Origin of the sequence: Acinetobacter sp. YH12211, from assembly GCF_013418015.1 — a bacterium.
Classification (GTDB): Bacteria; Pseudomonadota; Gammaproteobacteria; order Pseudomonadales; family Moraxellaceae; genus Acinetobacter; species Acinetobacter towneri.
In genome coordinates, this window is sequence record NZ_VPCW01000019.1 from 15281 (window position 1) to 41739 (window position 26459).

The following is a 26459-nucleotide window of genomic DNA, read 5'->3' on the forward strand; positions in this document are numbered from 1 at the left end:
CACTTATATTTTGAATTATTTAGTTTTTATCACCAAATCATAACAGCTAAATTGGATCTGATATTTTAAACCTGTCTAACTAGAGCATCTTATTCAAGAAAACGTCCAAAACCATACACTGTGCCGATTTTCTTAAAACAACAAATACAAAAAATAATGTTTCAGCATGCAGAAAATATTTTACAGATGCAACATTTGGGTGCATAATGCACCTCATTAGGGCGAGTTTAGTTTTTCCTCAGCAGTAAACTAAATTTACCCGCAAATTTTGGCGAAAAATCCCAGTTTTTGAAAGAAAACTGGGATTTTTTTATGGGTTTTGATCATATCACACCCTCAAACTGCACCATATCAGTGCAATTTTCGCAAAACCATTTGCGTTTTCACATGCAAAAAAAAACCCAACCTTGGGGAAAGTTGGGCAGATAAAAAGCAAACAATTATGGAGAATCAGATCGCACTACTGGATGAACCAAGCTTAGGATTTGATGGTTAAATTATGAGATAAGTCACATAATTTACAAACCCGACTTAAGTAGTAGGACTTCATGGTGGAATTATGAAATAAATCACAGTTTATGTAAAGCCTAGTCAACCAGTCTGATTTATTTTTATACAAATAGTCAAAATTAATGTGATTAAATTCACATTATGCCGACTATTCCACTCAAATTTATTCTGAACAGACCTTATTTTTAGTTTGTTTTTTATCCAAAAATCATGATTTCACCCTAAAACAGGTGAATTTTTCCGTTATTCTTCACTCTCCAAGAATTATTATTACAGATAATTTCAATTAAATTTATCGATTAATCCAATTAATGCTTTGCTTATTATTTCTACTTTTGTTGCAAAAACGAACATATCGACTTGTTATCCATACAGTTTTTAGGTTGACAGCAAAAATTTTATTTGAATATTTTTTAAACACCAAAGTCAATTGGACTTAATTCTTAAATAAAGTCCTTTTAGTTCATTGACTTAATAATTTGTTACACTAAAATGATCAATGTTTCATCCATTTTTAACAAAACTGGTAACTATCATGAAAAAACTCGGTTTAGCCACTGCATTATTATTAGCCATGACCGGTGCTCAAGCGTACCAATTCGAAGTTCAAGGTCAATCTGAATATATCGACAATACAGTAAACGATCAGGACTTTTATGGTGCCCTTCAAGGTACTTACTACTTCAAAAATGTTGATGCGACTAAAGGTCCATTGGCTGAAGCTGCGTTCTTAAACCAAGCATCTAATTTCTCATTAGCATATAACTATGGTGAAGACAAACTACCAGGTAATCGTGACGTTGTGCACGTGTATGGCGCTAAAGCTGAAGCGTATGTTCCAACTAAACTTGTTCCAGCGTATGCAAGTGCATCTTATAGCCATACTATCACAGACAATAAAACTGGCGAACCAAACGACAATGGCGACCGTTATGCCTTAGAACTTGGTGCAGTCGTTGCGCCTAACTTCTTGGTTGCTGTTGGTTATACAAGTGTTGCAGACCAGTATTCTTTAGATGCTTTCAACATTCTTTCTAATGGTGTTGCTAAAGCAGCTCTTGAATCACTTTCAATTGGCGAAGACCCAAACTATGACCAAGATGCAATCACTGCACGTACTAAGTACGTAGGTGCAATTGACGGCACCAATATGGCTGTTGGTTTTGAAGCTGGTCTTGTATATGGTGAAGACACTATGTACAACTTAAAAACAGATCTTTACTTAACACCAGCGCTTAGCGTAGGTGCTTCTTATGTAGAAACAAGTGCTGACTCTGTTGTCGATTCTGCTTGGGGCGCGAACGTAAACTACTTCATCACTCCTGCAGTTGCAGTTGGTGCTAGCTATGTAAATGCGAATGCTGTAGGCGAAGCTGTTGACACTCAAACTGTTGGTGTAAACGCTAAATTCCGTTTCTAATTTCACATTAGACACTGAAGTTAAAAAAGACGCTCATCTGAGCGTCTTTTTTATGCCTGAAATATGTCATGAAAAATTTACACGCTGTTTTACTCAGCTGAATCATCGTGGTGATGATGCGGTAAGTGGCGAATGTACTGCAATGCGATTAAACGTGACACGATCAATGCCAAATACATCACCCCACAGAACATTTGCAACATGGCAATCACCCGTGCTTCCGGGCTGATCGGTATAAGGTCGGATAAACCTGTCGCGGACTGCAAACTAAAACTTAAAAACAGTAAATCCAACCAGCTTTGTAAACCTGCAGCATTTGGGTTCTGAAAACTTTGCGGAATCAAAATTTGACAGATGCTATATAAAAAGGCAAAACCCCAAGCGAGTAAAGTAAATACCGCTGCAGCAGCAAACAGTTCATCTTTGGTTAAATAACGGTCATGGAACATATAGCGCAATAAGCCATAGGCTGCGCTAAAATAGGCTGCAGCTTCACAGGCATGACTCATCACCAAAATAAGAGGATGCCGCACACCTAGTAAAATAAAGAATGAAAAGAACAAAGCCGCATAAACAAAACTTAGACCCAAAACACTCAACATTGGCGTTTGTCGAATCACTTTAGCAATGAGCAGCAACACCAATACCCCCACCATCCACGTGATGACTTTATAGGGCATGTTGTGATGTGCAAAGAGTGAGAGCAGCAAAATCAAAAACTGCAAAAACAACAGCCATGCCGAAGGCAAGACCCGAAATCTTTTCCAGACATTGTCTAATATGTACATACATCTACTGCCTATTCTTTTTATATTGCATCCAACATAGCAGCTTATTTACGCATGCAATGCAATCACTCTGTATCAAAATTGCATATCACAATAACCGTATCCATAAATGCTCACCAGCATGCTTGCTCAAGCCAACAGACAGGCATAAAAAAAGTCCCATGACTGGGACTTTTTTTTGAGGTGTTTCAGACCTTAGTGGTCAGATGCACCTGAGATACCGATACCTGTTTGTGAGCGTACGAACTGTGCATCGAATGCTTTACGTTCAGCTTGTGCTTGCGCAGAGTTGTCAGTGATAGAGAACAACCAGCAGCAGAAGAATGAAAGTGGCATTGCAAAGATCGCCGGACCGTTAAATGGGTTGATTGGTGTGTCAGAAATTTGAAGCGTATCTACCCAAACTGCTTTAGACAATACAATCAAGGTTACTGCTGAAGCTAAGCCTGCTACACCACCAATCACTGCACCGCGAGTCGTTAAGCCTCTCCAGAACATAGACAATACAAGTACTGGGAAGTTTGCACATGCTGCTACAGAGAATGCTAAACCGACCATGAACGCAACGTTTTGTTTCTCGAAAAGAATACCCAAGATCATTGCGAAGATTGCTAAGCCTAAAGTTGCAATTTTAGACATGCGAAGTTCAGATTCAGGTGTCGTTTGACCTTTCTTGAATACGTTAGCATACAAGTCGTGAGAGATTGCTGAAGCGCCAGACAATGTCAAACCAGCAACTACCGCAAGAATTGTTGCGAATGCTACTGCTGAAATGAAGCCCATGAACAAGTCACCGCCAACCGCATCAGCCAAGTGCACCGCAGCCATGTTGTTACCACCAACAAGTTCTAACTTGCCAGTAACTGCCATTTTCGCAACATCAAGGAATTGTGGGTTGTTTGATACATAAAGGATCGCACCAAAACCAATGATGAAGGTTAATAGGTAGAAGTAACCAATGAAACCGGTTGCAACCACTACTGATTTACGTGCTTCTTTCGCGTCTTTTACTGTGAAGAAACGCATCAAGATGTGTGGTAAACCTGCAGTACCGAACATTAACGCAAGACCAAGTGAGATTGCATCAATTGGGTTAGATGCTAATTTACCAGGACCCATAATGTTTGCAGCATCTGCCAAGCTCAAGTCATGTACTTTAGAGAAAACTTGGATCGATTGCTCGAACATGTTAGTGAAGCTGAAGCCCACACCTTTCATTACCATGAAGGCCATGAAAGTTGCACCTGAAAGTAACATCACCGCTTTGATGATCTGTACCCAAGTTGTTGCCAACATACCACCAAACATTACGTAAGCCATCATGAGTAGACCCACGATCACTACAGCAAGGTTGTAGTTCAAACCGAAGAGAAGTTTGATTAACTGACCCGCACCTACCATTTGTGCAATCAGGTAGAATGCAACTACGACAAGCGAACTGAATGCTGCAAGGGTACGTACTGGCTTTTCAGATAAACGGAACGAGACCACGTCAGAAAGGTTATATTTCCCTAAGTTACGTAAACGTTCAGCAATCAAGAACAATACGATTGGCCAGCCCACCATGAAGCCCAGTGAGTATAGCAAGCCGTCAAAGCCTGACATAAACACCATTGCGGAAATACCCAGGAACGACGCTGCTGACATATAGTCACCTGCAATCGCGAGACCATTTTGGAAACCTGAAATACCACCACCTGCGGTATAGAAGTCCTTAGTGCTTGTGGTTTGCTTCGCTGCCCATTTAGTAATGAACAAAGTTGCGCCCACGAAAATCAAGAACATAATAATTGCAGGCCAGTTGGTTGGCTGCTGTTCTGCTGCACCTAAATCTGGTCCTGCAAATGCCATACCTGACATTAATACAGTAGACGCAGCCAGTGCTTTCAATGAATTCCATTTCATCTTAGTGCGGTCCTTTCTCATGTGTAATTGCTTCAACTTCACGCATCGCTTCTTCATTCAACTGGTCAAGTTTGCCATTCGCAATTGATGAGTAAACTGCACATAAAATGAAAGATAAAACGATAATGCCCAGACCCAGTGGAATACCCCAAGTCGTCACACCACCTGAAATTGAACTCAATAAGAATTCTTTGTTATAGCCCACTAAAAGCATAAAACCTACGTACACAAACAACATGATTGCTGTTAATGTCCAGCTTAGGTTACTTTTTCTGCGAACCATTTCTTTGAATTTTGGGTTTTGTAGAATACGATCTACTTGTACCTCATCCATAACCTGCTCCTTCAAGCGCCCTGCCTTAGGCGCAAATTTTTAATTCGAATTATTTCGAACTTAAAATTAACAATGTTGAAGCCGATTTGCAATTTAGACTTTGGTCGCTAAAAAAATGATCAACCTCAGCGCAAAGGCAATGGAATAGGCTATCATAGCCCTATTGTCGATACTTTTAAGGCATCATGAACAGCTGGCTCATTATGGGGGTTTTAGCCCTCTATATCGCATTACTTTTTATTTGTGCTTTCTATGGGGAAAAACACGCCAGTCGTTTAAGCACGCGTGGGCGCATGCTCATGTTCAGCTTAACTTTAGGGGTGTACTGTTCATCATGGACTTTTTATGGTGCAACGGGCGCAGCCGTTCGTGAAGGGATCATTTTTTTACCCATTTATTTAGGGCCATTGCTGTTTGTCGCTGTTGGTTATGATATTTGGCGACGTTTGGGTCGAGTGCGACAACACCACGCCATTTCATCGATTGCTGACTTTGTTGCTGCACGTTACGGTAAAAGCGGGCCATTGGCATCACTGGTCACAATTTTGGCGGTGATTGCAATTATCCCGTATTTGGCTTTGCAATTACGCGCAATTGCGCTGAGTGCCGCAGTGATTTTGGATCAAAGCACCAATGTTGAAAGTACCACCAATGCGGTGTTATTCCTGACAGGTTTATTGGCTATTTTGGCGATGCTGTTTGGTACTCGACAAATTGCCAATACCGAACAACACGGCGGCTTAATGCTTGCGGTTGCCTTTGAGTCCTTTGTCAAACTATTTGCCTTGCTGGCTGTGGCCTTCTTCTTTGTATTTGAAGCGCCTGACAATATTCATCAAATTGCCAATGATGTTTCAATTACCTTCCATGAAGTACAGCTGTTTGGTGTGCCTGAAACCTTTTGGGTGCAAACCTTATTGGCGGCATTAGCGATTATTTGTTTGCCGCGTCAGTTTCACGTTGCTGTGGTCGAACTGCGCGATGAAAAACATATTCGGGGTGCGCGTCGCTGGTTTGCCGTTTATCTGATTTTAACCACCATCGCGATTGTTCCAATTGCCAGTTGGGCCTTGCACGCAGCTCCGCAATATTTAGCCATCCCAGATGTAGCGGTTTTGTCTTTGCCACTCAGTTATAACCAAGACTGGTTGACGCTGTTGGCGTTCTTGGGAGGATTCTCCGCCTCAACAGGCATGCTATTGGTATCTTCAGTAGCACTGTCGATCATGCTGAGTAATGACCTGATCATGCCTGCCTTGTGGCGCATGGGCATTTTCTCACGCCATGACAAGCGCTTGCCTTTGGTACTGAAATTCACCCGACGCATTTGTATTTTAGCGGTGATGCTGCTCGGCTTCCTGTTCTTCAACTTCTTTAACGATATTGATCAACTTTCTGTGTTTGGCTTGTTGGCCTTTAGTGCAGTGGCACAGTTCTCCCCTGCCCTGATTGGGGGGTTATATTGGCGTGGTGGCAGTAAACAGGGCGTTTATGCAGGCTTAATTGTTGGATTTGCGATGTGGGCCTATACCCTGCTACTTCCGACTATTTTACGCAGCCTGCCAAGTCAGTTCAGCGAGTTTACCCGTGAATTTTTATTGCTGGGACCTTTAGGCATCAACTGGTTACGCCCTGAAGCCTTGCTTGGCTTTGAATCTTTTGCCCCGCTCACACATGGGGTGGTTTGGGCGCTCGGTTTAAATATTTTGTTATATGTTTGGGTGTCACGTATTTTCCGCCCAAGTGTGGCAGAACAGATTCAGGCCGAAAGTTTCTTTTATTATGAAACCAAGCCTTTGCCAACTCAGAACATGAGCAACGAGGTCAGCTATTCACATCAGGATGTAGCGCGTTTAAAAGTAGGCGATTTAATCACACTGGCAAAACGCATTACAGGCGAATCTCCAACCCGACAAGCCTTTGAGCAGTTTAGTCAGCAAAATAATGTGGTGCTGAATGAAAATGCCAATGCCAACGGCATGTGGTGGCGTTTTACCGAACAATATTTGGCAGGCACCATTGGTGCAGCATCTGCGCGTACTTTGCTCACCACTGCCATGGTCAATAACGGACTCGCTTTAGGGCAAGTTGCGAATATTCTTGACCAAGCCTCACAATGGCAACGCTTTAACCAAAACCTAATCATGACCATGATTGACCACATGACCCAAGGCGTGAGTGTGGTAGATGAAAATATGTGTTTGGTAGCATGGAATAATCAATATCTCAAACTATTTGATTATCCTAAAGATATTGTCTATGTCGGGTGCCCAATTGCCGATTTGATTCGCTATAACGCAGAACGTGGTGAATGTGGTCCGGGCTCAATTGAAGAACACGTGCGTAAACGTATCCACTGGATGAAAATGGGCAGCGCACACGAGTTTGAGCGTATCCGTAAAGACGGACGTGTGATTCAAATGCGTGGTAATCCTATTGAAGGCGGTGGTTTCGTGACCACCTTTGCCGATATTACCGCTTTCCGTGAAAACGAAGCCGTACTAGAAGCGCGGGTACAAGATCGTACGCAACAATTGGCTGATGCCCTAGCAGAACAGCAATTGGCACGTGAACAAGCCGATAAAGCCAATATGTCCAAAAGCCGCTTTATTGCCGCTGCCAGTCACGACTTATTGCAGCCGATGCACGCAGCACGCTTATTTAGCACGGCTTTAGAGCAAAGCATTCAGTCCGATGAAGACCGTAAAACTCTACAACAACTGGATCGTGCCCTACATGGTGCAGAAAGTATGCTCTCGGCCTTATTGGATATTGCCCGTTTAGAGGGTGGTACGATTCAGCCGAAACGTCAGGCTTATCCACTGCATGACTTACTGAGTGATTTAAGCCTGCAATTTAAATCCATTGCGGCACAACGTGGCATTGAATTCCGTGTGCATGACGTACAGTTCTGGATTGATACCGACCCACAATGGATTCGTCGTATTATTCAAAACTTTGTCAGCAATGCGCTGCGCTATACTGCTAAAGGGCGTGTGGTCGTGGGCGTATTACGTTCTGCAGAACATCCACAACATATTCGAATTGGGGTGTGGGATACAGGGCCGGGTATTGCCGAAGAACAACGTATTAAACTGTTTCAGGAGTTTGAGCGTTGCGGACATACGTCGCCTTGGGGTGAGCAAGGTCTAGGTCTTGGGTTAGCGATTGTGCAGCGTATGACCAGTTTGCTGAACTACCCTGTGCATGTCTATTCGGAATTGGGCAAAGGCTCGTGCTTTATGATTGAAGTGCCGATTGTCGAAGCTCCAAAAGTAGTGGCTGCACCTGTGCAAGTGGTGCCGTTGAAAACCAAAGCCTATAAAATTTTGTGTTTAGACAATGATGAAACCATTTTGGAAGGCATGGCGACCCTGCTGAGTAAATGGGGCTATCACGTATTTAAAGCCACCGAACCTGAACAAGCAATTGAGTTGATTCAACGTGAGCACATTCAAGTTTGGTTGGTCGATCAGCACTTAAATGACGATAAAATCGGTTTAGATTTTATTCTGGAACATCGTCAAGCCGATGTACCTGTGGCGTTAATTACTGCTGACTCTGATCCAGAACTACCGCAACGCTTAAAAGAACTCAACATCGTCTTGCTGAAAAAACCATTAAAACCAGCATCGCTACGTTCTTGGTTATCGGGTCTGAAAATTTCGGAGACTTGATTCACATACCTAACTTTGGCTAATTTGGGGCGCTCATCCCACAGAGATAAAGCTGAGATGAACGCACCGACCTTGTTACATTTTCTGGTTTGGTTACATTTGTTAGTCTGATGACCAAGCTTCACTTTACATAGCGAAATATGGCTACAATGAAAATCCAACACATTTGCTGTCAATATTGACAGCGATTGACCTGATGCAGCACACCAATTGACCAAACTTTTCAAAAACACTGCCTTTTGATGCGCTACAATTCACATTAAATATCATGGTCAGATTCGCTATGGCAAAGTCTGACAAGATCGTAAGCAAATACACCCAAACTTGCTTACAATTTCTTTAATTGCCGAGTTTGTAAAGGCTTTTCTGAGCACATTGCAATACATTAGACTTTAGTCTTATACATCTATTGACTATCTGCGCGCATAACTAAGTACAAGAAATGATCAGCGCATTCATCTTCAAGCCACATCCAAACAAATTTCCTGCCCTATTAAGCGTTGATCGACCTGTTTTCACGTTTTAGGAAGAATCTCATGAATACCGTGAACCATGAACAGCAGCTCGCAGAACAAACACAGCAGCTACAGCGTCAATATGGCGTAAATGCGCTATTGCCCGAAATTCACTGGGATCGTCTGTTTCAAAACAGCAAACTCAAAGCTCCTCATCTACAAGCGCTGAATACCCTGTATCAAACCGCAGTACCCTTAGCCCTACAAGTCTTTGAAGAACTCAATTTTGATGTGTTTCGCCCTGCGGCGTATCAACCACAAGGTTTAGGTCTGTTCAACAAACTTTCAGCACAGGAGGAGCAATTACTGGATGTTTTGGAACAAGAAGCGCAAGGCTTAGATCAAAGCACCCGCCAGCATATTTGGAGTATGTTATTACGTGGTGGTGCGGTACTGGTCTTTAAAGCATGGTTAGGCAAAGTCAAAACAGATGAGGCACAACTCGATACAGCTCAATTTGATGAATTGTCCGATTTGCTGTTCATTAAAACCTCACCTTTTGAGCTGGCAGAACGCTTAAAAGTCGATGCGCATGCACCCACTGAACATATTTTTCTACTGTATGGCAATGACGTGTATTTAGACCGTTTTAACAGTCTTGAAACGGCAGCCTTATTTGTCGATTTAGGCGTCTATGATGCTGCGTTTATAAGCCTGAGAGATGACCACGTTGCAAAATACCTGATTGGACAAGGCTATGTCAGTGAGCAGCAAATTGATGAATTACAATGTGCCTTAAATCCTTTGAATTGTGCCGATTTAAATCCAAAACAGAACTATATTGCTTAGTGTGAGTTGAAGACTTAAATTCCAAGTAATCACATCGCAAACCCCATCCTATTCCAAATAAAAACAAGGCGTGCAATAGCACGCCTTGTGGCTTATTTCATTAACAATACACGAATGAATTTTGCTTAAAACGTCACACGTTTATAATCACGATATTCAGGCTTCCAGAAATTAGCCTCAATTGCCTCTCGTAATGCCTCATCACTCATGACAGCTGCAACGCCTGCATCCATTGCTGCTTTTGCGACTCTAAATGCAATAAATTTAGACACCTGCTGAATTTCATTTAAATCAGGCAATAAATCTGCATTTGGATCCTGCAACAATGGTGAGCAGTCCGCCAGCGCATTACTGGATGCAATTAACATACTGTCTGTCACACGTGTTGCCCCTGCAGCGATTACCCCTAAGCCAATACCTGGGAAAATATACGAGTTATTGCATTGGGAAATATTATAAAGTTTGCCCTGATAGTTCACTGGCTCAAATGGGCTACCTGTTGCAATTAAGGCCTTGCCTTCAGTCCACTCCAAAATATCGGCAGGAAATGCTTCAACTTGTGAGGTTGGGTTTGACAATGGCAACACAATTGGACGCTCGCAATTGGCAGCCAAGGTTTTAATCACCTCTTCAGTAAATAAACCCGGTTGCCCCGAAACCCCAATCAATACCGTTGGCTTGGCGTTTTGAATGACGTCCAACAGAGAAATCACACCTTCAGGATTGCCCCAATGTGCAACACGGTCAGGACTTTGTGCCAATTTACGTTGGAAATCGAGCAAGTTTGGCTGATTGCTGGTGAATAAGCCAAAACGATCCACCATATACACACGAGCACGTGCTTCAGCATCGCTTAAGCCTTCCACCACCATTTGCGCCACAATTTGCTCGGCAATACCACATCCTGCAGAACCCGCGCCCAAAAAGGCAATGGTTTGATCTTTCAGCTGCTTGCCTGCCGCACGTGATGCAGCAATTAAACTGCCCACAGATACAGCAGCAGTGCCCTGAATATCATCATTAAAACAGCAAATCTGATCACGATATTTATTCAGCAAGGGCATGGCATTTTTCTGAGCAAAATCTTCAAACTGAATCAATGCCTTAGGCCAACGGCGTTTCACCGCATCAATCACCTGATCGACAAATTGATAGTATTCCTCACCACTAATACGTGGCTGATTCCAGCCCATATAGATCGGATCATTCAGTAATTGTGGGTTATTGGTACCGACATCTAAGGTAATGGGCAAGGTATAGGCCGGGCTAATACCACCACACGCTGTATATAAAGAGAGTTTCCCAATTGGAATGCCCATGCCGCCAATGCCCTGATCACCCAAACCTAAAATACGCTCACCATCGGTAATCACAATCACTTTGACATTCTTTTTATTGATGTTTTGTACAATGTCATCAATATGGGCACGATCTGGATAGGAAATAAAAATACCCCGATGACGGCGATAAATATCGGAAAAACGCTGACATGCCTCACCCACTGTTGGGGTGTAAATAATAGGCATCATTTCACTCAAATGCTGTTCAATCAGGTGATAAAACAGGGTTTCATTGGTGTCCTGAATGTTGCGCAAATAAATATGCTTGTTGATGGCATCGCTAAAAGCGGAATATTGCTGATACGAACGCTGGCTTTGTTCTTCAATATTTTCAATTGCATGTGGAATTAAGCCATGCAAGTTAAAACGGGTGCGCTCTTCTTCTGAAAATGCAGAACCTTTATTTAATAAAGGCAATTCTAAAAGGCCGTTGCCCGCATAGGGAATATATAAAGGACGTTTCTGCTGCAAATTTGCGGTTGTCATTGTTCATCTCATTCTAATCGGTTGCTGATGGCGCATGGATTGAGATGCACCATCTGACATCTGACTAGCTTAGCCCGAATTGCAGCAAATAGGGCATTTAGAAGTTTGATAACCAAATCTGAATGATTTTTATTTCTGATAGCCCATGTTATATAGGCATCGAACCTGATTTATTTGGGTGGTTGCAGTGGCGTCATATCTACAATTAAGCCAGTGAACTTACGCACCAAAGGCAGCACACATAATACGACTGGAAAAGCAAACGCCCAAGAAATCATCCAGTTATGCAACCACAGGGTAAAAAACCCCTCAATCCAGCCCAAATTTCGGATCATATTAATCAACGAAATAATGCCACTCATCAAACATGATAAAAAGAAAGGCATCACCACAGTGGCCCATTTCATGGGTAATTTGGGTACATTGCCAAAAATCATTGCACGTTGTTTCATGCTCCAGCCTTTTCGTCTCACTGAATGCCGCATACTATGCCATGAATTGCTGGCTTAAAGGATGATTTTTCAGGCAATTTGTTCATGCTTAGCCACAATCTCTGAAATTCGATAAAGCATACAATTGCACTCCCCTAAAGCCCCTGAAATTTGCTATATTTAGCGTTTTTCTGCACATCTATTTTTCGACTAAATATGAATACGGCAATACAAGCAGCGCTCGATCATGCAGTGCAATCCCTTCAAGCTGAAGGTGTACTCCCATCTGACTGGAACAATACGAGTAATTTAACCCGTACCAAAGACCGCAGCCACGGTGATTTCGCATCAAATATTGCCATGATTGCCTCTAAAGCTGCAGGCATGAAGCCACGCGATTTAGCCGAAAAAATTCTTGCTGCTTTGCCTGAAGTTGCAGACATCAGCAAAGCAGAGATTGCAGGTCCTGGTTTTATTAACTTCTTTTTAAATGCCGACCAGCGTTTTAGCGTTTTAGACCAAATTCAAGCACAAAAACAACAATTTGGACGCAGCCAAATCAATGCAGAAAAACGCATTCAGGTCGAGTTCGTTTCTGCCAACCCAACCTCAAGCCTGCACGTGGGTCATGGTCGTGGTGCGGCTTATGGTATGACAGTTGCCAATTTACTTGAAGCCACAGGTGCCAAAGTTGAGCGTGAATACTATGTCAATGATGCTGGCCGTCAAATGGATATTTTGGCAACCTCAACTTACTTGCGTTATTTGGAACTGGCAGGTCAAACGCTGGTGTTCCCCAAAAATGCGTATCAAGGCGACTACGTTAAAGACATCGCACAAAGCATTTTAAAACAGGATGGTGAACGCCATGTACGCCCTGTTGCAGATGTATATAACAATGTGCCTGAAGATGTGCAATATGCGGCAGAGCTCGATGCCGATGGCAACAAAGTGGTCTTGTCGGGCGACAAAGAAAAACACATTGATGGTTTGATTTTCAATTCACAAACGCTCTTGGGTGATGATTACCGCGTGTTCCATCAGGCTGCGCTGAATGCTATTTTGGCCGACATTAAAGATGACTTGGGCGAGTTTGGTGTCACCTTTAACCAATGGTTTAGCGAAGCGTCATTGACTGAAAAAATTGATGAAGCTCTGCAAACACTAGATCAACGTGGTTATCTATACGAACAAGACGGCAATATCTGGTTTAAATCGACCGCATTTGGCGATGAAAAAGACCGTGTGGTGAAACGCCGCAATGGTCAAACCACTTACTTTGCTTCAGACATTGCTTATCACCTGAATAAATTACAACGTGGCTACACAGACCTAATTGATATTTGGGGTTCAGATCACCACGGTTATATTTCACGTGTGAAAGCGGCCATTGATGCACTAGGCTACGACTCGAAAAAATTAACGGTACTGTTAGTGCAGTTCGTGAGCTTATGGCGTGGTGGTGAAATGGTACAAATGTCATCCCGTTCAGGTCAGTACGTGACCTTGCGTGATTTGCGTAAAGAAGTCGGCAACGATGCTGCACGTTTCTATTACGTCATGCGCAAATCTGAACAGCACATTGACTTTGACCTAGATTTGGCCGTTTCACAAAGTAAAGACAATGCGGTCTACTATATTCAATATGCTCATGCACGTATTTGTCGTATGCTCGAAAAAGCTGCTGCTACGCAATTGAATTTTAATGCGACAACTGCACGTCAGTTTGCCGCTAAACTTGAGCTAGATGCTGAAACTGAAATTTTAGCCAAACTGGCTGCGTATCCTGAAATTTTAGTACGTGCTGCCAACAGCCACGAACCGCATCAGGTAGGTAACTATTTGAAAGAATTAGCAGCATTGTTCCACGGTTGGTACAATGAGCATAAAGTTCTGAATGATGATGCAGCCTTGACTCAAGCACGCTTATTGCTTTCAGTAAACGTACAACAAGTCTTGCGTAATGGTTTAGAATTATTAGGTGTCTCTGCACCAGAAACAATGTAAAAGCCAAATAAAAGCATAACAAGAGGAAGTCCACGTGTTTGGAAAAACGCAACGCGGTGTATCTGAACGACCGAATAAGCCCAAAAAACCACTAATTCCAACGTGGTTAGGCACACTCGTGGTGATTTTAATCGTGTTGTGTTTTGCTGTAGCCTTAATGCTATGGAAACCGTGGGCACCTGTACAGCCTAAAGGGCAAATCAATTCTGAGCATTATCAGGAAGATACCAACAAAGACTATCGTTTTTATGATTTGCTGCCACAGCAACAGGTTACCCCAATTCCTGAGCAAGCGGTGCCTGAAACACAGCAACAGAATACCGTAGTCATTGTTGAAGCGCCTGCTGCTGTAGAGGCGCCAGCGGCCAGCGAAGCCAATGTTGGTCTGACAGAAATGCCTGCCCCTGTGGTACAAGCCAGCTATATTCTACAAGTGCGTAGCTATACCGACCCAGATGCTGCAGATGCACGTCGTGCCGAAATTATTTTGAATGGTTTATCGGCAGATGTAGTGAAAAGTGTAGAAGGTGGTGAAACTTGGTATCGGGTGATTTCAGGCCCTTATGATTCAGCCGATGCTGCAGTGATTGCTCAGCAAACTTTGCAGCATAGTGGAATTGATTCAATTGTCGTGAAACGCTAAGCCTCATTGTTATCAATCGACCAAAATCAATTAAAAAAAGATGCCTCGGCATCTTTTTTTAGGTCTATAGAACAATGTACTCACAAAAATCATCGCTAGATTTGCATTAACTGCTGCTCACGTTCGCGTGCACGCTGAAATGCAGGACGCTGTTCCACGCGTGCCAAATAAGCCGCAATCTGTGGATAATGATGCCCGGTACGGCTTTGCAATGCTTGGAGCGGGAAACCCATTTGAATATCGGCAAAAGAAAAATCCCCTGCAAAATAATCATGTTTGCCCAAATAATCTTCTAAATAAGCAATATGATCTTTTAAACGAGGCTGAATAAACCCTGCTTTAACACCTGCAGTAATTTTTTGCGCCATTGGTCGAACTAACCATGGCACATGCTGCGGCACATTGGTCATCACCAATTGCATCACTAACAATGGCATTAGCGAGCCTTCGGCATAATGCATCCAGTATTGATATGCTTGCTGTGCTGAAGCCTGCTGCGGTTTAAACTGCCTTTGCGTATCATAATGCTGCTGCAAGTACTCCAAAATGACTGCAGATTCTGCAATGGTCTGCTCTGCATCAGTTAAAATTGGCGCTTTACCCAATGGGTGAATCAGCTTCAATTCATTGGGCGCACTTAAATTGGGCTGACGGTGGTAAAACTTGATTTCATAGTCCAAACCCAGCTCTTCGAGCGCCCACAAAATGCGGAAAGAGCGGGATTGATCAAGGTGGTGTAAAGTAATCATAAACGTCCTATTTTGTTTTTATTACATCTGTTTTAAGTGATTGTTATATCTTCTGTTTCACGCAACATTATAAAAAGGCATATCCTGCATGCCTTTTTATAAGAGACGGATTCAACTCTAGGTTTAACCCAATTCAGTACGAATTTCCACACTGCGTAACAAGGTTTTCGTCACAGGTGTTTTTTGACAGATATTCAGTACTTTTTGCTGTAATTCTGCATCTAACGCTGCTTCAGTTTGCACACGGCGTTCAATCCACTCCTGCCCTTCCTGATTGGTAAAGAAGTCCGCCTCGACCTGAATTTTGCCAAAATCCAAACCCTTATGCTGTGCATACATACGCAAGGTAATCATGGTGCAAGCGACCAAACTGCTACATAACAGATCATAAGGTGCAGGACCTGCATCTTGACCACCTAACTTTTCAGGCTCATCTACCTTCCATTGGTGCTGACCACTTTGGATCTGACCTTGCCATGCCGTGTCTAAACTGCGTACCTGTGCTGTGCCAATCTTGGCCATAAGATGCTCCCTATAGATTGATATTCCATCATTTATTTTGATGCACGCATTTTTGCGGGGAAAGTCGGCGCTTCTAAACGTGGTCCATCGTAGTCTGGTATTGTGCCAAAACGAGGATCATGATTGACCCATTGCTCACGTGCAATGCTGAGTTCCTCTTGGGTACGACCGACGAGATTCCACCACAACAAAATTGGCGACTCAAAAGGTAAACCGCCCAATAGCAACAGACGCGCACCCGCATGTAAATCTAGCTGAATTTCGGTTAAGCCCGGTTCAAGCACCAGCATATTTTCATCGTTTAATTCATGCCCATGCACAGTGGCTGTGCCTTCCAGCATCATCAAACCATATTCAAATTTAGGATTCAGCGGCAAACGGGTTGTCGTGCTGGTTTCACTATAAATATCTACCCCTAGCAACTCACTATGTACTAATACTGGTGAAGTGGTATTTAAAAATTCACCAACTAAGATGGTAAATTCCACTCCATCTAGCAAAACCACAGGCAAGTCAGGGTAATGATCAAAACCTGGCGCCATATTGCGCTGATCATCAGGTAAAGCAATCCACAGTTGCGCTGTATGCATGTGTGTTTCGGTGTCGGGAGCAACTTCGGTATGTGAAATACCATAACCCGCGGTCATTAAATTAACCTGTTTGGGACGAATCAATTGCTTAGTACCCAAACTGTCGGTATGCATAATGCTGCCTTCAATCATCCAGGTGAATGTTTGCAAACCAATATGTGGATGCGGCCCGACATCTAAGCCTTCACCTTGTGGAAAATTAACAGGACCTGCGTGATCTAGAAAACACCATGCCCCAATCATGCGTTTATGCCGACTCGGTAAAGCACGTTTAATTAAAGTTCCCTGCCCAATTTCAGCACTACGCAGTGGAAATTCCTGTATAAATTGCTTGACGTACTTATCACAATCGTCTGAATTGGAAAGCTCGGTATAATTGCTGTTGCTCATCCTATACCTCTTATATTTCTGTAAATTCCTTGACTATTAAATATAGTAAATCACTAACGAAGAGCAAGATGAAATTTGTTGTTCTGATTTTTATGGTTCAAACTTGAACTACACCTTAAAATATATGGCATAATTTTGACCAAAATTTAAAAAAATAGAGAAAATACCCAAATTTAGGGAGGTTATTTTTTCTGCATTTTGCGCATAATCCTCACTATAAGTTGTCAATTTGAGTAAATATCGCTATGTCTGTAAAAGCTCGAATGGGGGAACAGACCCGTTCGAAGATTTTAAGCAATCAGGAAGCCTCAGAAAAACTTTTAAAAACAACTGAGTGTGATCTTGAAAACCGACAAGCAATTGAAAAAGCATTGCAGCACCCTGCTGCGCAACTCCCGCCGCAATTTGAAACACATTTTTATCAACACCAGAATTTACATCAGCGTCGTTATTTACGCCAAGTCAATTACATTGGGCAAATGACGTTCCTGCTGTATTTCTTTATCGATTATTTCATCATTCCAGATGTCACTACACTCTCGGCCACACTCCGTCTCAGTGCTGTTGTATTGGCGCTGATTGGCAATTATTTCTGCTTTAAATTGATCAAAGATATTCGCCTGCTAGATTTAATTTTACCGGTCAGCGCCACACTGTGCTGCGGTATTTGGTTCTATATCCTGTCGCAATCACAAAGCCCTTGGATTTCCACTTATGTGTATGCCTCGGTCATTTTTGTGCTCATGGCGAACCTATGTATTCAAGTGCGTTTCCGCCCTGCGGTCTACAATTCATTGGTCATGAGCGTACTCATGTTTTTGGGGGTGATTTCCCTCACCAATTTGCAGGATGCCTTAGTTTTTATGGTGGTGTATATCCCTGTATGTTTGTTGAGTTTGTATATCAGTTGGATCAACACCCTAAATGCCCGCCATCACTTTTTACGCAGTTTGCTGGATGACTGGAATTTTCATACCTTGCAAGCCTTGGCACACACCGATGAACTGACCCAACTCAATAACCGACGTCAGTTTGTACACATGGCAGAACACAAAATTCATGCATGGCCTAAATCTGAATCGGTCTGCTTACTAATGTTTGATGTCGACTTTTTTAAACAAATTAACGATACCTATGGGCACGATATTGGAGATCGGGTCTTACAAAATATTGCAGACATTGCTCGTAAAGAAATGCGCCGCAAGGATATTTTGGCACGCTTTGGCGGTGAAGAGTTTATCGCTCTGCTTAGTGAAACCAGCTTAGATGAAGCACTGATGATTTCAGAACGCTTAAGACAAAAAATTGCTCAGCATGAAATGTGCATAGGAAATAAGTGCTTTAATTTTACCGTGTCGATTGGTGTATCGAGTTTAAAACCGCAACAAACTGACTTACAGCTGTTGATTAAAGAAGCCGACCTCGCACTTTACCAAGCCAAACAAAGCGGACGTAACTGCGTGATCAGTTATGATGTGGGGATGTCTGAGCCACCCGAACCGATTTTAAAAAAAGAAGTTAAATCTTGGATGATCTAAAGATATAAAAAAATGAGCACATTACGTGCTCATTTTTTGGGTTTTTGGCTAGAGTATGTTTAAAAAACCCTAGCTGCTGCGCGCATCTTGCGCCCATTTTAAATAGCGGTGTTTTAAAATAGGCTCATGGCGTAAAACTGGCAAGCAGCAGTGCTGCTTGAAACCCCGACTGCCGCGCGCATAGCGCTTGGCGTAATTCAGGCACGAAGCAGTGCTTCGTGAAATCCCTGAATTACTCCCATTCAATTGTTGCAGGTGGTTTAGACGATACGTCGTAAGTGACACGTGAAACGTCTGCAATTTCATTCATGATGCGGGTAGAGATTTTGTCGACTAAATCGTACGGTAAATGTGCGAAACGTGCTGTCATAAAGTCCACTGTTTCTACAGCACGAAGTGCAATTACCCATGCATAACGACGACCATCGCCGACGACACCAACAGATTTCACAGGCTGGAATACCGCAAACGCTTGTGCTGTTTTGTCATACCAACCACTTGCACGCAGTTCCTGCATGAAAATGTCATCGGCTAAACGTAAAATGTCTGCATATTCTTTTTTCACTTCACCCAAAATACGCACGCCCAAACCTGGACCTGGGAATGGATGACGGTAAATCATGCTGTGTGGCAAGCCTAGAGTCGTGCCAAGTTTACGAACTTCATCTTTAAACAAGTCACGTAATGGTTCAACCAATTCAAAAGCTAAATCTTCTGGTAAACCACCCACGTTGTGGTGTGATTTAATCACATGCGCTTTGCCTTGTTTGCTGGCTGCAGATTCAATCACGTCTGGGTAAATCGTACCTTGTGCCAAGAATTTCACGCCATCCAGCTTACGTGCTTCTTCGGCAAAAACTTCAATAAATTCACGACCAATGATTTTACGTTTTTTCTCTGGATCAACTTCGCCAGCCAATGCACCCAAGAAACGCTGTTCAGCGTCGGCACGAATCACGCGAATCCCCATGTTTTCTGCAAACATTTGCATCACTTGATCGCCTTCGTTCAAGCGCAACAAACCATTGTCTACAAATACACACGTTAATTGATCGCCAATGGCTTTATGCAACAATGCCGCAACCACAGAAGAATCCACACCGCCCGACAAACCAAGCAATACTTTTTCATCGCCAATTTGCTGACGTAATTGCTCTACGCGCAGGTCGATGATGTGTTCTGGTGTCCATAAACCGCGACATCCACAAATTTGATGGACGAAGTTAGACAATAACTCTGCACCTTTTGCAGTGTGTGTCACTTCTGGGTGGAACTGAATACCATAGAAACGGCGTGTTTCATCAGAAATCATCGCCACAGGGCAGCTTGGTGTGCTAGCCGTAATTTGGAAGCCTTCTGGAATGCGTGCCACTTTATCGCCATGGCTCATCCAAACGTGCAATTGGTTTTCACGATCTTGCAAGTTACCAATCAGTTTGTCACGTACCAAAATATCGACTTCGGCATAACCGAATTCATGTACTGAACCCGCTTCAACTTTACCGCCCAGTTGTTCTGACATGGTTTGTAAACCATAGCAGATACCCAGTACAGGTACGCCTAAGTTAAATACAATTTCAGGTGCGCGTGGACTACCCGCTTGGTGAACACTTTCAGGCCCACCCGATAAGATAATACCGTTTGGATTAAATGCACGAATGTCTTCTTCCGACATATCGTAGGCATACATTTCAGAATATACGCCCGCTTCACGAACACGACGTGCGATCAGCTGGCTATATTGCGAACCGAAATCCAGAATCAGGATACGATCTTCAGTAATTTGAGTATTGGTAGTCATGACAAACAACTATAGAAAGGCAAACGAATTAAGCGCGCTATTCTAGCATTTTTCCACGCCTTGCGCACACTATTCAGACAATCCTAAAAATGGCTATTTTTCTTCGTGATATTGCAGTGACCACATACTCTAAGTTTTAAAAGACTATTCATTTTCTATGGCATAAAAAAAGCAACCTTCTTGAAGATTGCTTAAATTGTTGAGCTGATGTGGAAATCAATGACTTACTTTTTTGCTTCCAAAAGATGGTCTAGACTTATTTTGCCTGCACCGTAAAGCATGATGTAGAAGAAACCGCCAGCCAAACCAATATTTTTCATAAAATTCAGCACATCTTCTGGTGCAGCATGGAATAAAAATGCAGTTAAAAGACTAAAAACACCTAAACCCAAACCCACGACACGTGCTTGTAAACCGAATAGAATTGCCAAACCACCACCAAGTTCTAGCAAAATCACCAAAGGTAGCAATGAACCTGAAACACCCATAGCTTGCATATAGCCCACTGTTGCATCATAGCCTGCAATTTTTCCCCAACCAGATACAATAAATAAATACGCTAAAAAAGCACGTGCAAATAAACTTACAATGGCTTGCACACTTTCTTTTTCGACCACACTTTTTAACACAACATTTGGATTAAACATCAGATCACCTATATTTTTGATTCATTCTTGAAGACAAATACATCTTAGTTTTTTCAAAATTCAGGATAAATACGCATTTAAAAGACATGTTGTTGCATCTATGCAACGAAAAAGAACCGATGTGGCTGGTCTAGCATCCCTAAAATCACTGTGAAAATTATTTACCTTTTCATACTGACTTTCCGCCTGTGGACTGCTAGGATTTGAGCACACTTTCGCTTGTTTTTTCCCATGGAACTGATTGATTTTATATTACACGTCGATGAGCATTTGCTCGAATTCATCACCCAATATGGGGTATGGATTTACGCTATTTTATTCCTGATTATTTTTGTAGAAACAGGCTTGGTGGTCATGCCGTTTTTACCTGGCGATAGTTTGCTGTTCGCAGCAGGCGCACTGGCTGCATCGACAGGAGTGATGGATCCGTGGATTTTGGGTATTTTATTGTTTACTGCTGCGGTACTCGGTGACACCTTGAATTACCACATTGGTAAATATATTGGTCCACGGGTTTTTGAGCTGGAATCACGTTTTATCAATAAAAAACATTTGATCGAAACCCAGAAGTTTTTTGAGCGACACGGCGGAAAAACCATTATTTTTGCGCGTTTTGTGCCTTTTGCGCGTACCTTTGCGCCCTTTGTGGCGGGTGCAGGCAGCATGAATTATAAATACTTCCTAACCTATAACGTAATTGGCGCTTTTTGCTGGATCGCGTCGTTTATTACACTCGGTTATTTGTTTGGCAATATGCCAATTGTGAAAGACAATTTCACCCATTTAATTTTCGGCATTATTATTTTAAGTGTCTTGCCTGGGGTGATTGGTTTTATTCGCCAAAAACTCAAGAAAAAAACTGCTTAAGTTGTGAAATTCTTTGGGCATGCCTGTTGAACAGTGCTGCCCTTATCCATTCAAAATAGGTGAGATGAGTGCTCAACTCACCAAAAATCTCTAAATCTTTAGAAAAAACGTGCTACCACTGGCAGCATACACACCACCAACAGCAAAGCCGAGCCTTTATATAACAAATCTGCCGTCACTTTATTGGTTTCTCGCGCCAAAACTGCTCGCCCAAAAGACATCCAAAATAACGCTGTTGGCAATAAAATCAGACCAAATAAGACATAGACCATGGCAAAGTTGGTCGGGTTATCCCATGTTTCTGTAGGCAAAATACCTGCCGCAAATAACAAGGCTTTCGGGTTTTTAAAAGTCGAAAAAAATAATTGTGCAGGGCGAATGGCAGAGTGCTTTTGACAATGTTGTTCTAAATGTGACTGCTTCCATAAATGAAAAGCCATCCAAAATACATAGCCCGCACTTAAAACATGCAGAATATCAATCAAATAAGGCCAAATTGGCGCACTCAAATGAATGAATAACGCCCACAGACTAATGGCATACATATAACCAAAAAACTCTGCGGGAATCAGCAGACTGGTTTTGGCAATGCCTTGTTGGTGGGCTGAGCTTGCCAATAGCGCATTGGTCGGGCCAGGAATCATCAAGACCGCAATCATTGCTAGGACAAAGAGCCAACTTTCAATCATAAACACCAGAGCATGCAAATCAAAAAATAGGAGCACACCTTATATGAAAGCCATTGAAAATGACAAGTTTTTCTATCTAGCAGGACTGACCCAAGGGTGTAAATAAAACAGAAAATAAAATTAAGTTTTTGTTTTTAAAATATTAGATTGAGATCAACCTTGAATTATCTTGCTACATTTTTTAAGCAATGGTGCTGCACAAATGGCAGCACCATAGACAAAATATTCGCAAATCCTAAAATTTAAGATGTTACAGGTTTGGGCTTAACAATAATCGGGCAAGCTTTAAATTTTGCTGCTTGCACAATGGCTTCTTGCTCACCTAAAAGACGTGCCAATTCTGTTCTTTTGGTATTGGATGACTGTCCCATATTGACAGAAACACTCGGTGCAACGCCCCAACCGCCACGGCTGCCCCAACCACCGCCTAAACCGATACCCACACCAACACCTGTACGTTTCGGTGCTTCAACACCGCTTTCAATATATTGCTGAATACGGTTATATTCGCTTTGTAATTGTTGGCAATTCAAAGCCTGATAATGTGTAGGCGACACATAGCTAGGTTTCACTGTGGTCGCACAAGCCCCTAGCAATAAACTACTTGCCGCGACAAGACCAATTGCAAATGTTTTCATGTCTACCTCTGTATCACGCTTGCTCAATTTCATTGAACAACGATTGATAGGCCTGCGTCAATTTATGATCTGTTGCCAAATGAATTAATGGCAAATTTTTATGATGTGATTCTTTCATCAACACCGAAGGCGGCAACATGCTATTCAAAACAGGCAAACCTTCATCTTTGAGTTGCTGCACCACTTCACGCGGTAACTTGGCCTGTGCTTGGTATTGATTCACCACAATGCCTTCAATTTGCAAGTTTGCATTGTGGTCATCCTGAGTTTCCAACACATTTTCAATCAAACTTTGCAAAGCACGTTTAGAAAAGACATCGCAGTCAAATGGAATGAGCACCCGATCTGCAGCAATTAAGGCAGAGAGCGTAAAAAAGTTAAACGCAGGCGGAGTATCAATAAATACACGGTCATATTGATCGGACAATTGCTGCAAGGCATCGCGCAGCTTGTAAATTTTATGTTTCGATTCAAGTGCATGTGCCAAGCCACCCAATTGCGGACTCGCAGGAATCACATCCAAATTTTTAAATGGCGATTGATGCACATAAGCTTCTAAACCTTTGCTGCGGTTTTTTAAAATTGAGCCCAAAGCATTGCCCAGTAAACCTTTGGATTGGTTTGCACCCAACACTTCTTCAAAATAATTTTCGATGTTGGGCTCAAGCGCAGGCTTGTCGGCAGAATAAGTAGCATCATCACCCAACAAATATTGGCTGGAGTTGGCTTGCGGGTCGAGGTCAATCACCAATGTTTTTAAACCCTGATGCGCACTGATTGCAGCCAAATTGACGGTAATACTGGATTTTCCAACACCACCTTTCTGATTAAACACCACACGTGTGCGCATTGCCGCCCCTCTTTTCAATTTTTGTTGTAACATCACTTCAGTTTAACTGAGCTGTAAATATTCTTGCCGAATTATGTCTAACAATTCACCAGTGCTCAAATATGCAGCCAATCTTTTGCCAATATTTACATACATTCAATGCTCGTGAGTTCACACCCACGAGCAACATCCACAATAAGATCTGCTGACTTAGCCAAAGCTTGGCTTTAACATCACCAAACCTAAAATGGCAAAAAATGCGACTAAGGCTAAGCCCCAACCAACACGGCGTTGAATCAACAAAATACTGTCATCTTTTTTATACGCTTTGATTAAAGATGACAGCATCACCAAAAATAAAATAATTTTGGCATAAAACCATGTTTCGACTTGAAAGTCTTTTAAAAACAAAGCAATGACACCTGTCACTACAATCAACGTCAGTGCTGAATGTTGCAATGCAACAAAGACTGTCCACGCTTTAGGATTAGGCGAGTTATTTTGTGTGCCCTTAAACAAAGTCATGGCACGTACAAACAGCACCAATAATAATAAAGCCGCTGCAGCAACGTGAATGGTATTCAGCATTCCTAAATTTTCCATTTATTTCAATCCATTACGATTTTTTTGGTGCGTGGGCGCATTCTGGACTGCTGGTGTCTTGTCCCTGCCATTCAGATGCAACAAAGGCATGAATTGCCAATGCATGAATTTTACTTGGGGCGAGTAAGTCACCCACAGCAGCATAAATTTTTTGATGACGTTGTACGGCGCGTAGCCCCTGAAAATCTTCACTCACCATCACCACTTTAAAATGCGACTCTTTACCCGGGAAATAACCGCCATGTCCTGCAGATTCATTCACTACCTCTAAATGGCTTGGATTGAAAACGGCTAAGCGTTCTAGCAACTGTTGTTCTAAGCTCATGCTTGTCTTTCCCCGAATGGTTTTTTAAAAGCTCTCTGAAGTATAACGTGTTCTGTGTGATTCGCAGCATCTTGCCGTGAGGATTCTTCGATTTACGATTTGAGTCACTTTTTATGATGAAATTTAGGCTGATTGCGGCTGTTTTTTCTAAAAATGTTGTTTATTTATTCAGTCAGTACAACGATATGCAAAAAATGATTGACCCTATTTTTGCATCATGTATTATACACCGCATGCGGGAATAGCTCAGTTGGTAGAGCACAACCTTGCCAAGGTTGGGGTCGCGAGTTCGAGTCTCGTTTCCCGCTCCAGATTCTAAAAGCCTCAGTTGAATGACTGGGGCTTTTTTATTGTTGTTTTATTCAATATTTTACTTCATAAGAAATTTTTATACTTAAAAAAGTAAGTTTACAAAAGTGCTCTTTCAAAACTGTGAACAAAAAACCGTGTAGATGATGCTCCAGAGTAATTAACTATAACTAAAAATATAGACAAATATTTGCATAAGTGCTCATTTTGTCTATGTCGATTCAGTAGTGGCAAGGTGGGTATTTATTAGAGATTTAAATGATTATCTTTTGTATTTTAGGTGAGTGTCTTGGTATATTAGCATCCATATCTATTGATTATCCAATCCCTTAACCTAGGCATGACTTTGTGAAATTAACACGCATTCATCACTGTAAAAACTTGAATGTGCAAAAGTACAAACAGCTTGAGAAACAAGCTGTTTTACTTGGTCGTATTCGTAGCGAGGTGTGGGCTAAATATGGTGCTATTTCAGGTTTGAATATCAGTGACAGAGCTATTCGTGATGCGTGGATGAAAGAAAGTCGTGACTTTGGTGTTTCTGCAAATGCGTGGAAAGAAACGCTACGTGATTGCGTAGGTGATATTAAAGCCTATCGAGAAGCATCAAAAGACAAAGTAAAGCAGGCGATCCGAAAACGCACCTCCTGTAATAATGAACAAAAAAGACTATACACCTTGCTTAAAAAAGATGAATGGATGACTGATAATTTCCTCCATCGTCAAATGCGTAATCACTTTAAGCATGGTGTTAATCACACACATAATCAAATTATTGTTCGTGCGGATATGTGTAAAACTTTTGAGTTAAATGGTCAATGTTGGCTTAAAGTGCCGAGTCTAGTCCCTCGACAAACCATTAAAATTCCACTAAACACCACTGTTGATTTTGCGCCACAAGGCACACTTAGAATCATTCTAAAAAACGGTAATGTTGAAGTTCACTCAACTTATGATGCAGTTGAAACACAGGATTGTGGTCAGGAAACCGTAGGTGTTGATAAAGGTTATTCAGAAGCCTTTGTGGATTCTGATGGTGAAGTATATGGGAGTGGTCTAGGCAAGCTGATCTCAAGTGAATCAGATTATTTAAATCAAAAGTACAAGCACAGAAACA

22 protein-coding genes, 1 tRNA gene and 1 pseudogene are annotated in these 26459 nt (G+C 42.2%); 9 read left to right on the plus strand and 15 right to left on the minus strand.

The window, feature by feature from the left end; genetic code table 11:
- Positions 1-1009: 1009 nt before the first annotated feature.
- Positions 1010-1930, plus strand: a complete 921-nt coding sequence (omp33-36, locus tag FTU98_RS09785) for a porin Omp33-36 (protein ID WP_257218176.1) — start codon at positions 1010-1012, stop codon at positions 1928-1930.
- A gap of 89 nt (positions 1931-2019) precedes the next feature.
- Here omp33-36 and FTU98_RS09790 read toward each other — a convergent pair whose 3' ends face one another.
- The 3 genes from FTU98_RS09790 to FTU98_RS09800 all read right to left on the minus strand — a co-directional run bounded on the left by FTU98_RS09790 (position 2020) and on the right by FTU98_RS09800 (position 4957).
- Positions 2020-2718 (minus strand): ion channel, encoded by a 699-nt coding sequence (locus FTU98_RS09790; RefSeq protein WP_178319023.1) that lies wholly within the window; start codon positions 2716-2718, stop codon positions 2020-2022.
- A 195-nt stretch (positions 2719-2913) separates the two neighbouring features.
- Positions 2914-4623 carry a cation acetate symporter gene (locus tag FTU98_RS09795; RefSeq protein ID WP_179996437.1) on the minus strand — a complete coding sequence of 570 codons (1710 nt, stop codon included), beginning with the start codon at positions 4621-4623 and terminating at the stop codon, positions 2914-2916.
- Between the two features lies 1 nt (position 4624).
- Complete coding sequence (locus FTU98_RS09800) at positions 4625-4957, minus strand: DUF485 domain-containing protein (protein ID WP_096902224.1); 333 nt, start codon at positions 4955-4957, stop codon at positions 4625-4627.
- 185 nt (positions 4958-5142) lie between these two features.
- On the opposite strand from FTU98_RS09800, the gene FTU98_RS09805 reads away from it, so the two are divergent.
- Both FTU98_RS09805 and FTU98_RS09810 read left to right on the plus strand, forming a co-directional pair.
- Positions 5143-8634: a PAS domain-containing hybrid sensor histidine kinase/response regulator gene (locus tag FTU98_RS09805; protein WP_004970213.1), complete on the plus strand. Its 3492-nt coding sequence runs from the start codon at positions 5143-5145 to the stop codon at positions 8632-8634.
- Between the two features lie 536 nt (positions 8635-9170).
- Positions 9171-9938 carry a hypothetical protein gene (locus FTU98_RS09810; RefSeq protein ID WP_096902222.1) on the plus strand — a complete coding sequence of 256 codons (768 nt, stop codon included), beginning with the start codon at positions 9171-9173 and terminating at the stop codon, positions 9936-9938.
- 125 nt (positions 9939-10063) lie between these two features.
- On the opposite strand, the gene FTU98_RS09815 is transcribed toward FTU98_RS09810, so the two are convergent.
- Positions 10064-11764 carry an NAD-dependent malic enzyme gene (locus tag FTU98_RS09815; protein ID WP_004970216.1) on the minus strand — a complete coding sequence of 567 codons (1701 nt, stop codon included), beginning with the start codon at positions 11762-11764 and terminating at the stop codon, positions 10064-10066.
- 170 nt (positions 11765-11934) lie between these two features.
- Positions 11935-12216 carry a DUF2798 domain-containing protein gene (locus tag FTU98_RS09820; RefSeq protein WP_004970219.1) on the minus strand — a complete coding sequence of 94 codons (282 nt, stop codon included), beginning with the start codon at positions 12214-12216 and terminating at the stop codon, positions 11935-11937.
- Positions 12217-12411: 195 nt separating this feature from the next.
- Here FTU98_RS09820 and argS point away from each other — a divergent pair, with 195 nt between their 5' ends.
- Together argS and FTU98_RS09830 are read left to right on the plus strand one after the other, a co-directional pair.
- Positions 12412-14202, plus strand: a complete 1791-nt coding sequence (argS, locus tag FTU98_RS09825; RefSeq protein ID WP_180051348.1) for an arginine--tRNA ligase — start codon at positions 12412-12414, stop codon at positions 14200-14202.
- A gap of 34 nt (positions 14203-14236) precedes the next feature.
- Complete coding sequence (locus FTU98_RS09830) at positions 14237-14845, plus strand: SPOR domain-containing protein (protein ID WP_004970222.1); 609 nt, start codon at positions 14237-14239, stop codon at positions 14843-14845.
- 95 nt (positions 14846-14940) lie between these two features.
- Here the strand turns inward: FTU98_RS09830 and FTU98_RS09835 are convergent, their stop codons facing one another.
- From FTU98_RS09835 to FTU98_RS09845, 3 genes are all read right to left on the minus strand, one after another.
- Complete coding sequence (locus FTU98_RS09835; protein WP_004970224.1) at positions 14941-15594, minus strand: glutathione S-transferase family protein; 654 nt, start codon at positions 15592-15594, stop codon at positions 14941-14943.
- Positions 15595-15717: 123 nt separating this feature from the next.
- Positions 15718-16116 (minus strand): OsmC family protein, encoded by a 399-nt coding sequence (locus FTU98_RS09840; RefSeq protein WP_004970227.1) that lies wholly within the window; start codon positions 16114-16116, stop codon positions 15718-15720.
- 32 nt (positions 16117-16148) lie between these two features.
- Positions 16149-17096: a pirin family protein gene (locus tag FTU98_RS09845; protein ID WP_180009174.1), complete on the minus strand. Its 948-nt coding sequence runs from the start codon at positions 17094-17096 to the stop codon at positions 16149-16151.
- Between the two features lie 245 nt (positions 17097-17341).
- On the opposite strand from FTU98_RS09845, the gene FTU98_RS09850 reads away from it, so the two are divergent.
- On the plus strand, positions 17342-18634 hold the full coding sequence (locus FTU98_RS09850; RefSeq protein WP_171501115.1) for a GGDEF domain-containing protein: 1293 nt from the start codon (positions 17342-17344) through the stop codon (positions 18632-18634).
- 232 nt (positions 18635-18866) lie between these two features.
- On the opposite strand, the gene guaA is transcribed toward FTU98_RS09850, so the two are convergent.
- Positions 18867-20435, minus strand: coding sequence for a glutamine-hydrolyzing GMP synthase (gene guaA, locus FTU98_RS09855; RefSeq protein ID WP_180005906.1), 1569 nt, complete (start codon positions 20433-20435; stop codon positions 18867-18869).
- Between the two features lie 224 nt (positions 20436-20659).
- Complete coding sequence (locus FTU98_RS09860) at positions 20660-21082, minus strand: DoxX family protein (protein WP_180051350.1); 423 nt, start codon at positions 21080-21082, stop codon at positions 20660-20662.
- A 231-nt stretch (positions 21083-21313) separates the two neighbouring features.
- Here FTU98_RS09860 and FTU98_RS09865 point away from each other — a divergent pair, with 231 nt between their 5' ends.
- Positions 21314-21949 (plus strand): DedA family protein, encoded by a 636-nt coding sequence (locus FTU98_RS09865; protein WP_096902210.1) that lies wholly within the window; start codon positions 21314-21316, stop codon positions 21947-21949.
- Positions 21950-22047: 98 nt separating this feature from the next.
- Here FTU98_RS09865 and FTU98_RS09870 read toward each other — a convergent pair whose 3' ends face one another.
- From FTU98_RS09870 to FTU98_RS09890, 5 genes are all read right to left on the minus strand, one after another.
- On the minus strand, positions 22048-22638 hold the full coding sequence (locus FTU98_RS09870; RefSeq protein WP_131261281.1) for a LysE family translocator: 591 nt from the start codon (positions 22636-22638) through the stop codon (positions 22048-22050).
- 242 nt (positions 22639-22880) lie between these two features.
- Positions 22881-23276, minus strand: a complete 396-nt coding sequence (locus FTU98_RS09875; RefSeq protein ID WP_004970241.1) for a hypothetical protein — start codon at positions 23274-23276, stop codon at positions 22881-22883.
- 13 nt (positions 23277-23289) lie between these two features.
- The gene (locus tag FTU98_RS09880; protein WP_070155018.1) at positions 23290-24126 is read right to left on the minus strand and encodes a ParA family protein; all 837 of its coding nucleotides are present in this window, start codon (positions 24124-24126) and stop codon (positions 23290-23292) included.
- Positions 24127-24315: 189 nt separating this feature from the next.
- A complete protein-coding gene (locus FTU98_RS09885) occupies positions 24316-24708 on the minus strand; it encodes a SirB2 family protein (protein ID WP_131261283.1) in 393 nt (130 codons plus the stop codon).
- Between the two features lie 13 nt (positions 24709-24721).
- Positions 24722-25033 carry a BolA family transcriptional regulator gene (locus tag FTU98_RS09890; RefSeq protein WP_180051352.1) on the minus strand — a complete coding sequence of 104 codons (312 nt, stop codon included), beginning with the start codon at positions 25031-25033 and terminating at the stop codon, positions 24722-24724.
- A gap of 235 nt (positions 25034-25268) precedes the next feature.
- On the opposite strand from FTU98_RS09890, the gene FTU98_RS09895 reads away from it, so the two are divergent.
- Positions 25269-25344: transfer RNA gene (locus FTU98_RS09895), tRNA-Gly, on the plus strand.
- A 346-nt stretch (positions 25345-25690) separates the two neighbouring features.
- Positions 25691-26459 (plus strand): annotated as a pseudogene (locus tag FTU98_RS09900) (RNA-guided endonuclease TnpB family protein); the annotation flags it as partial.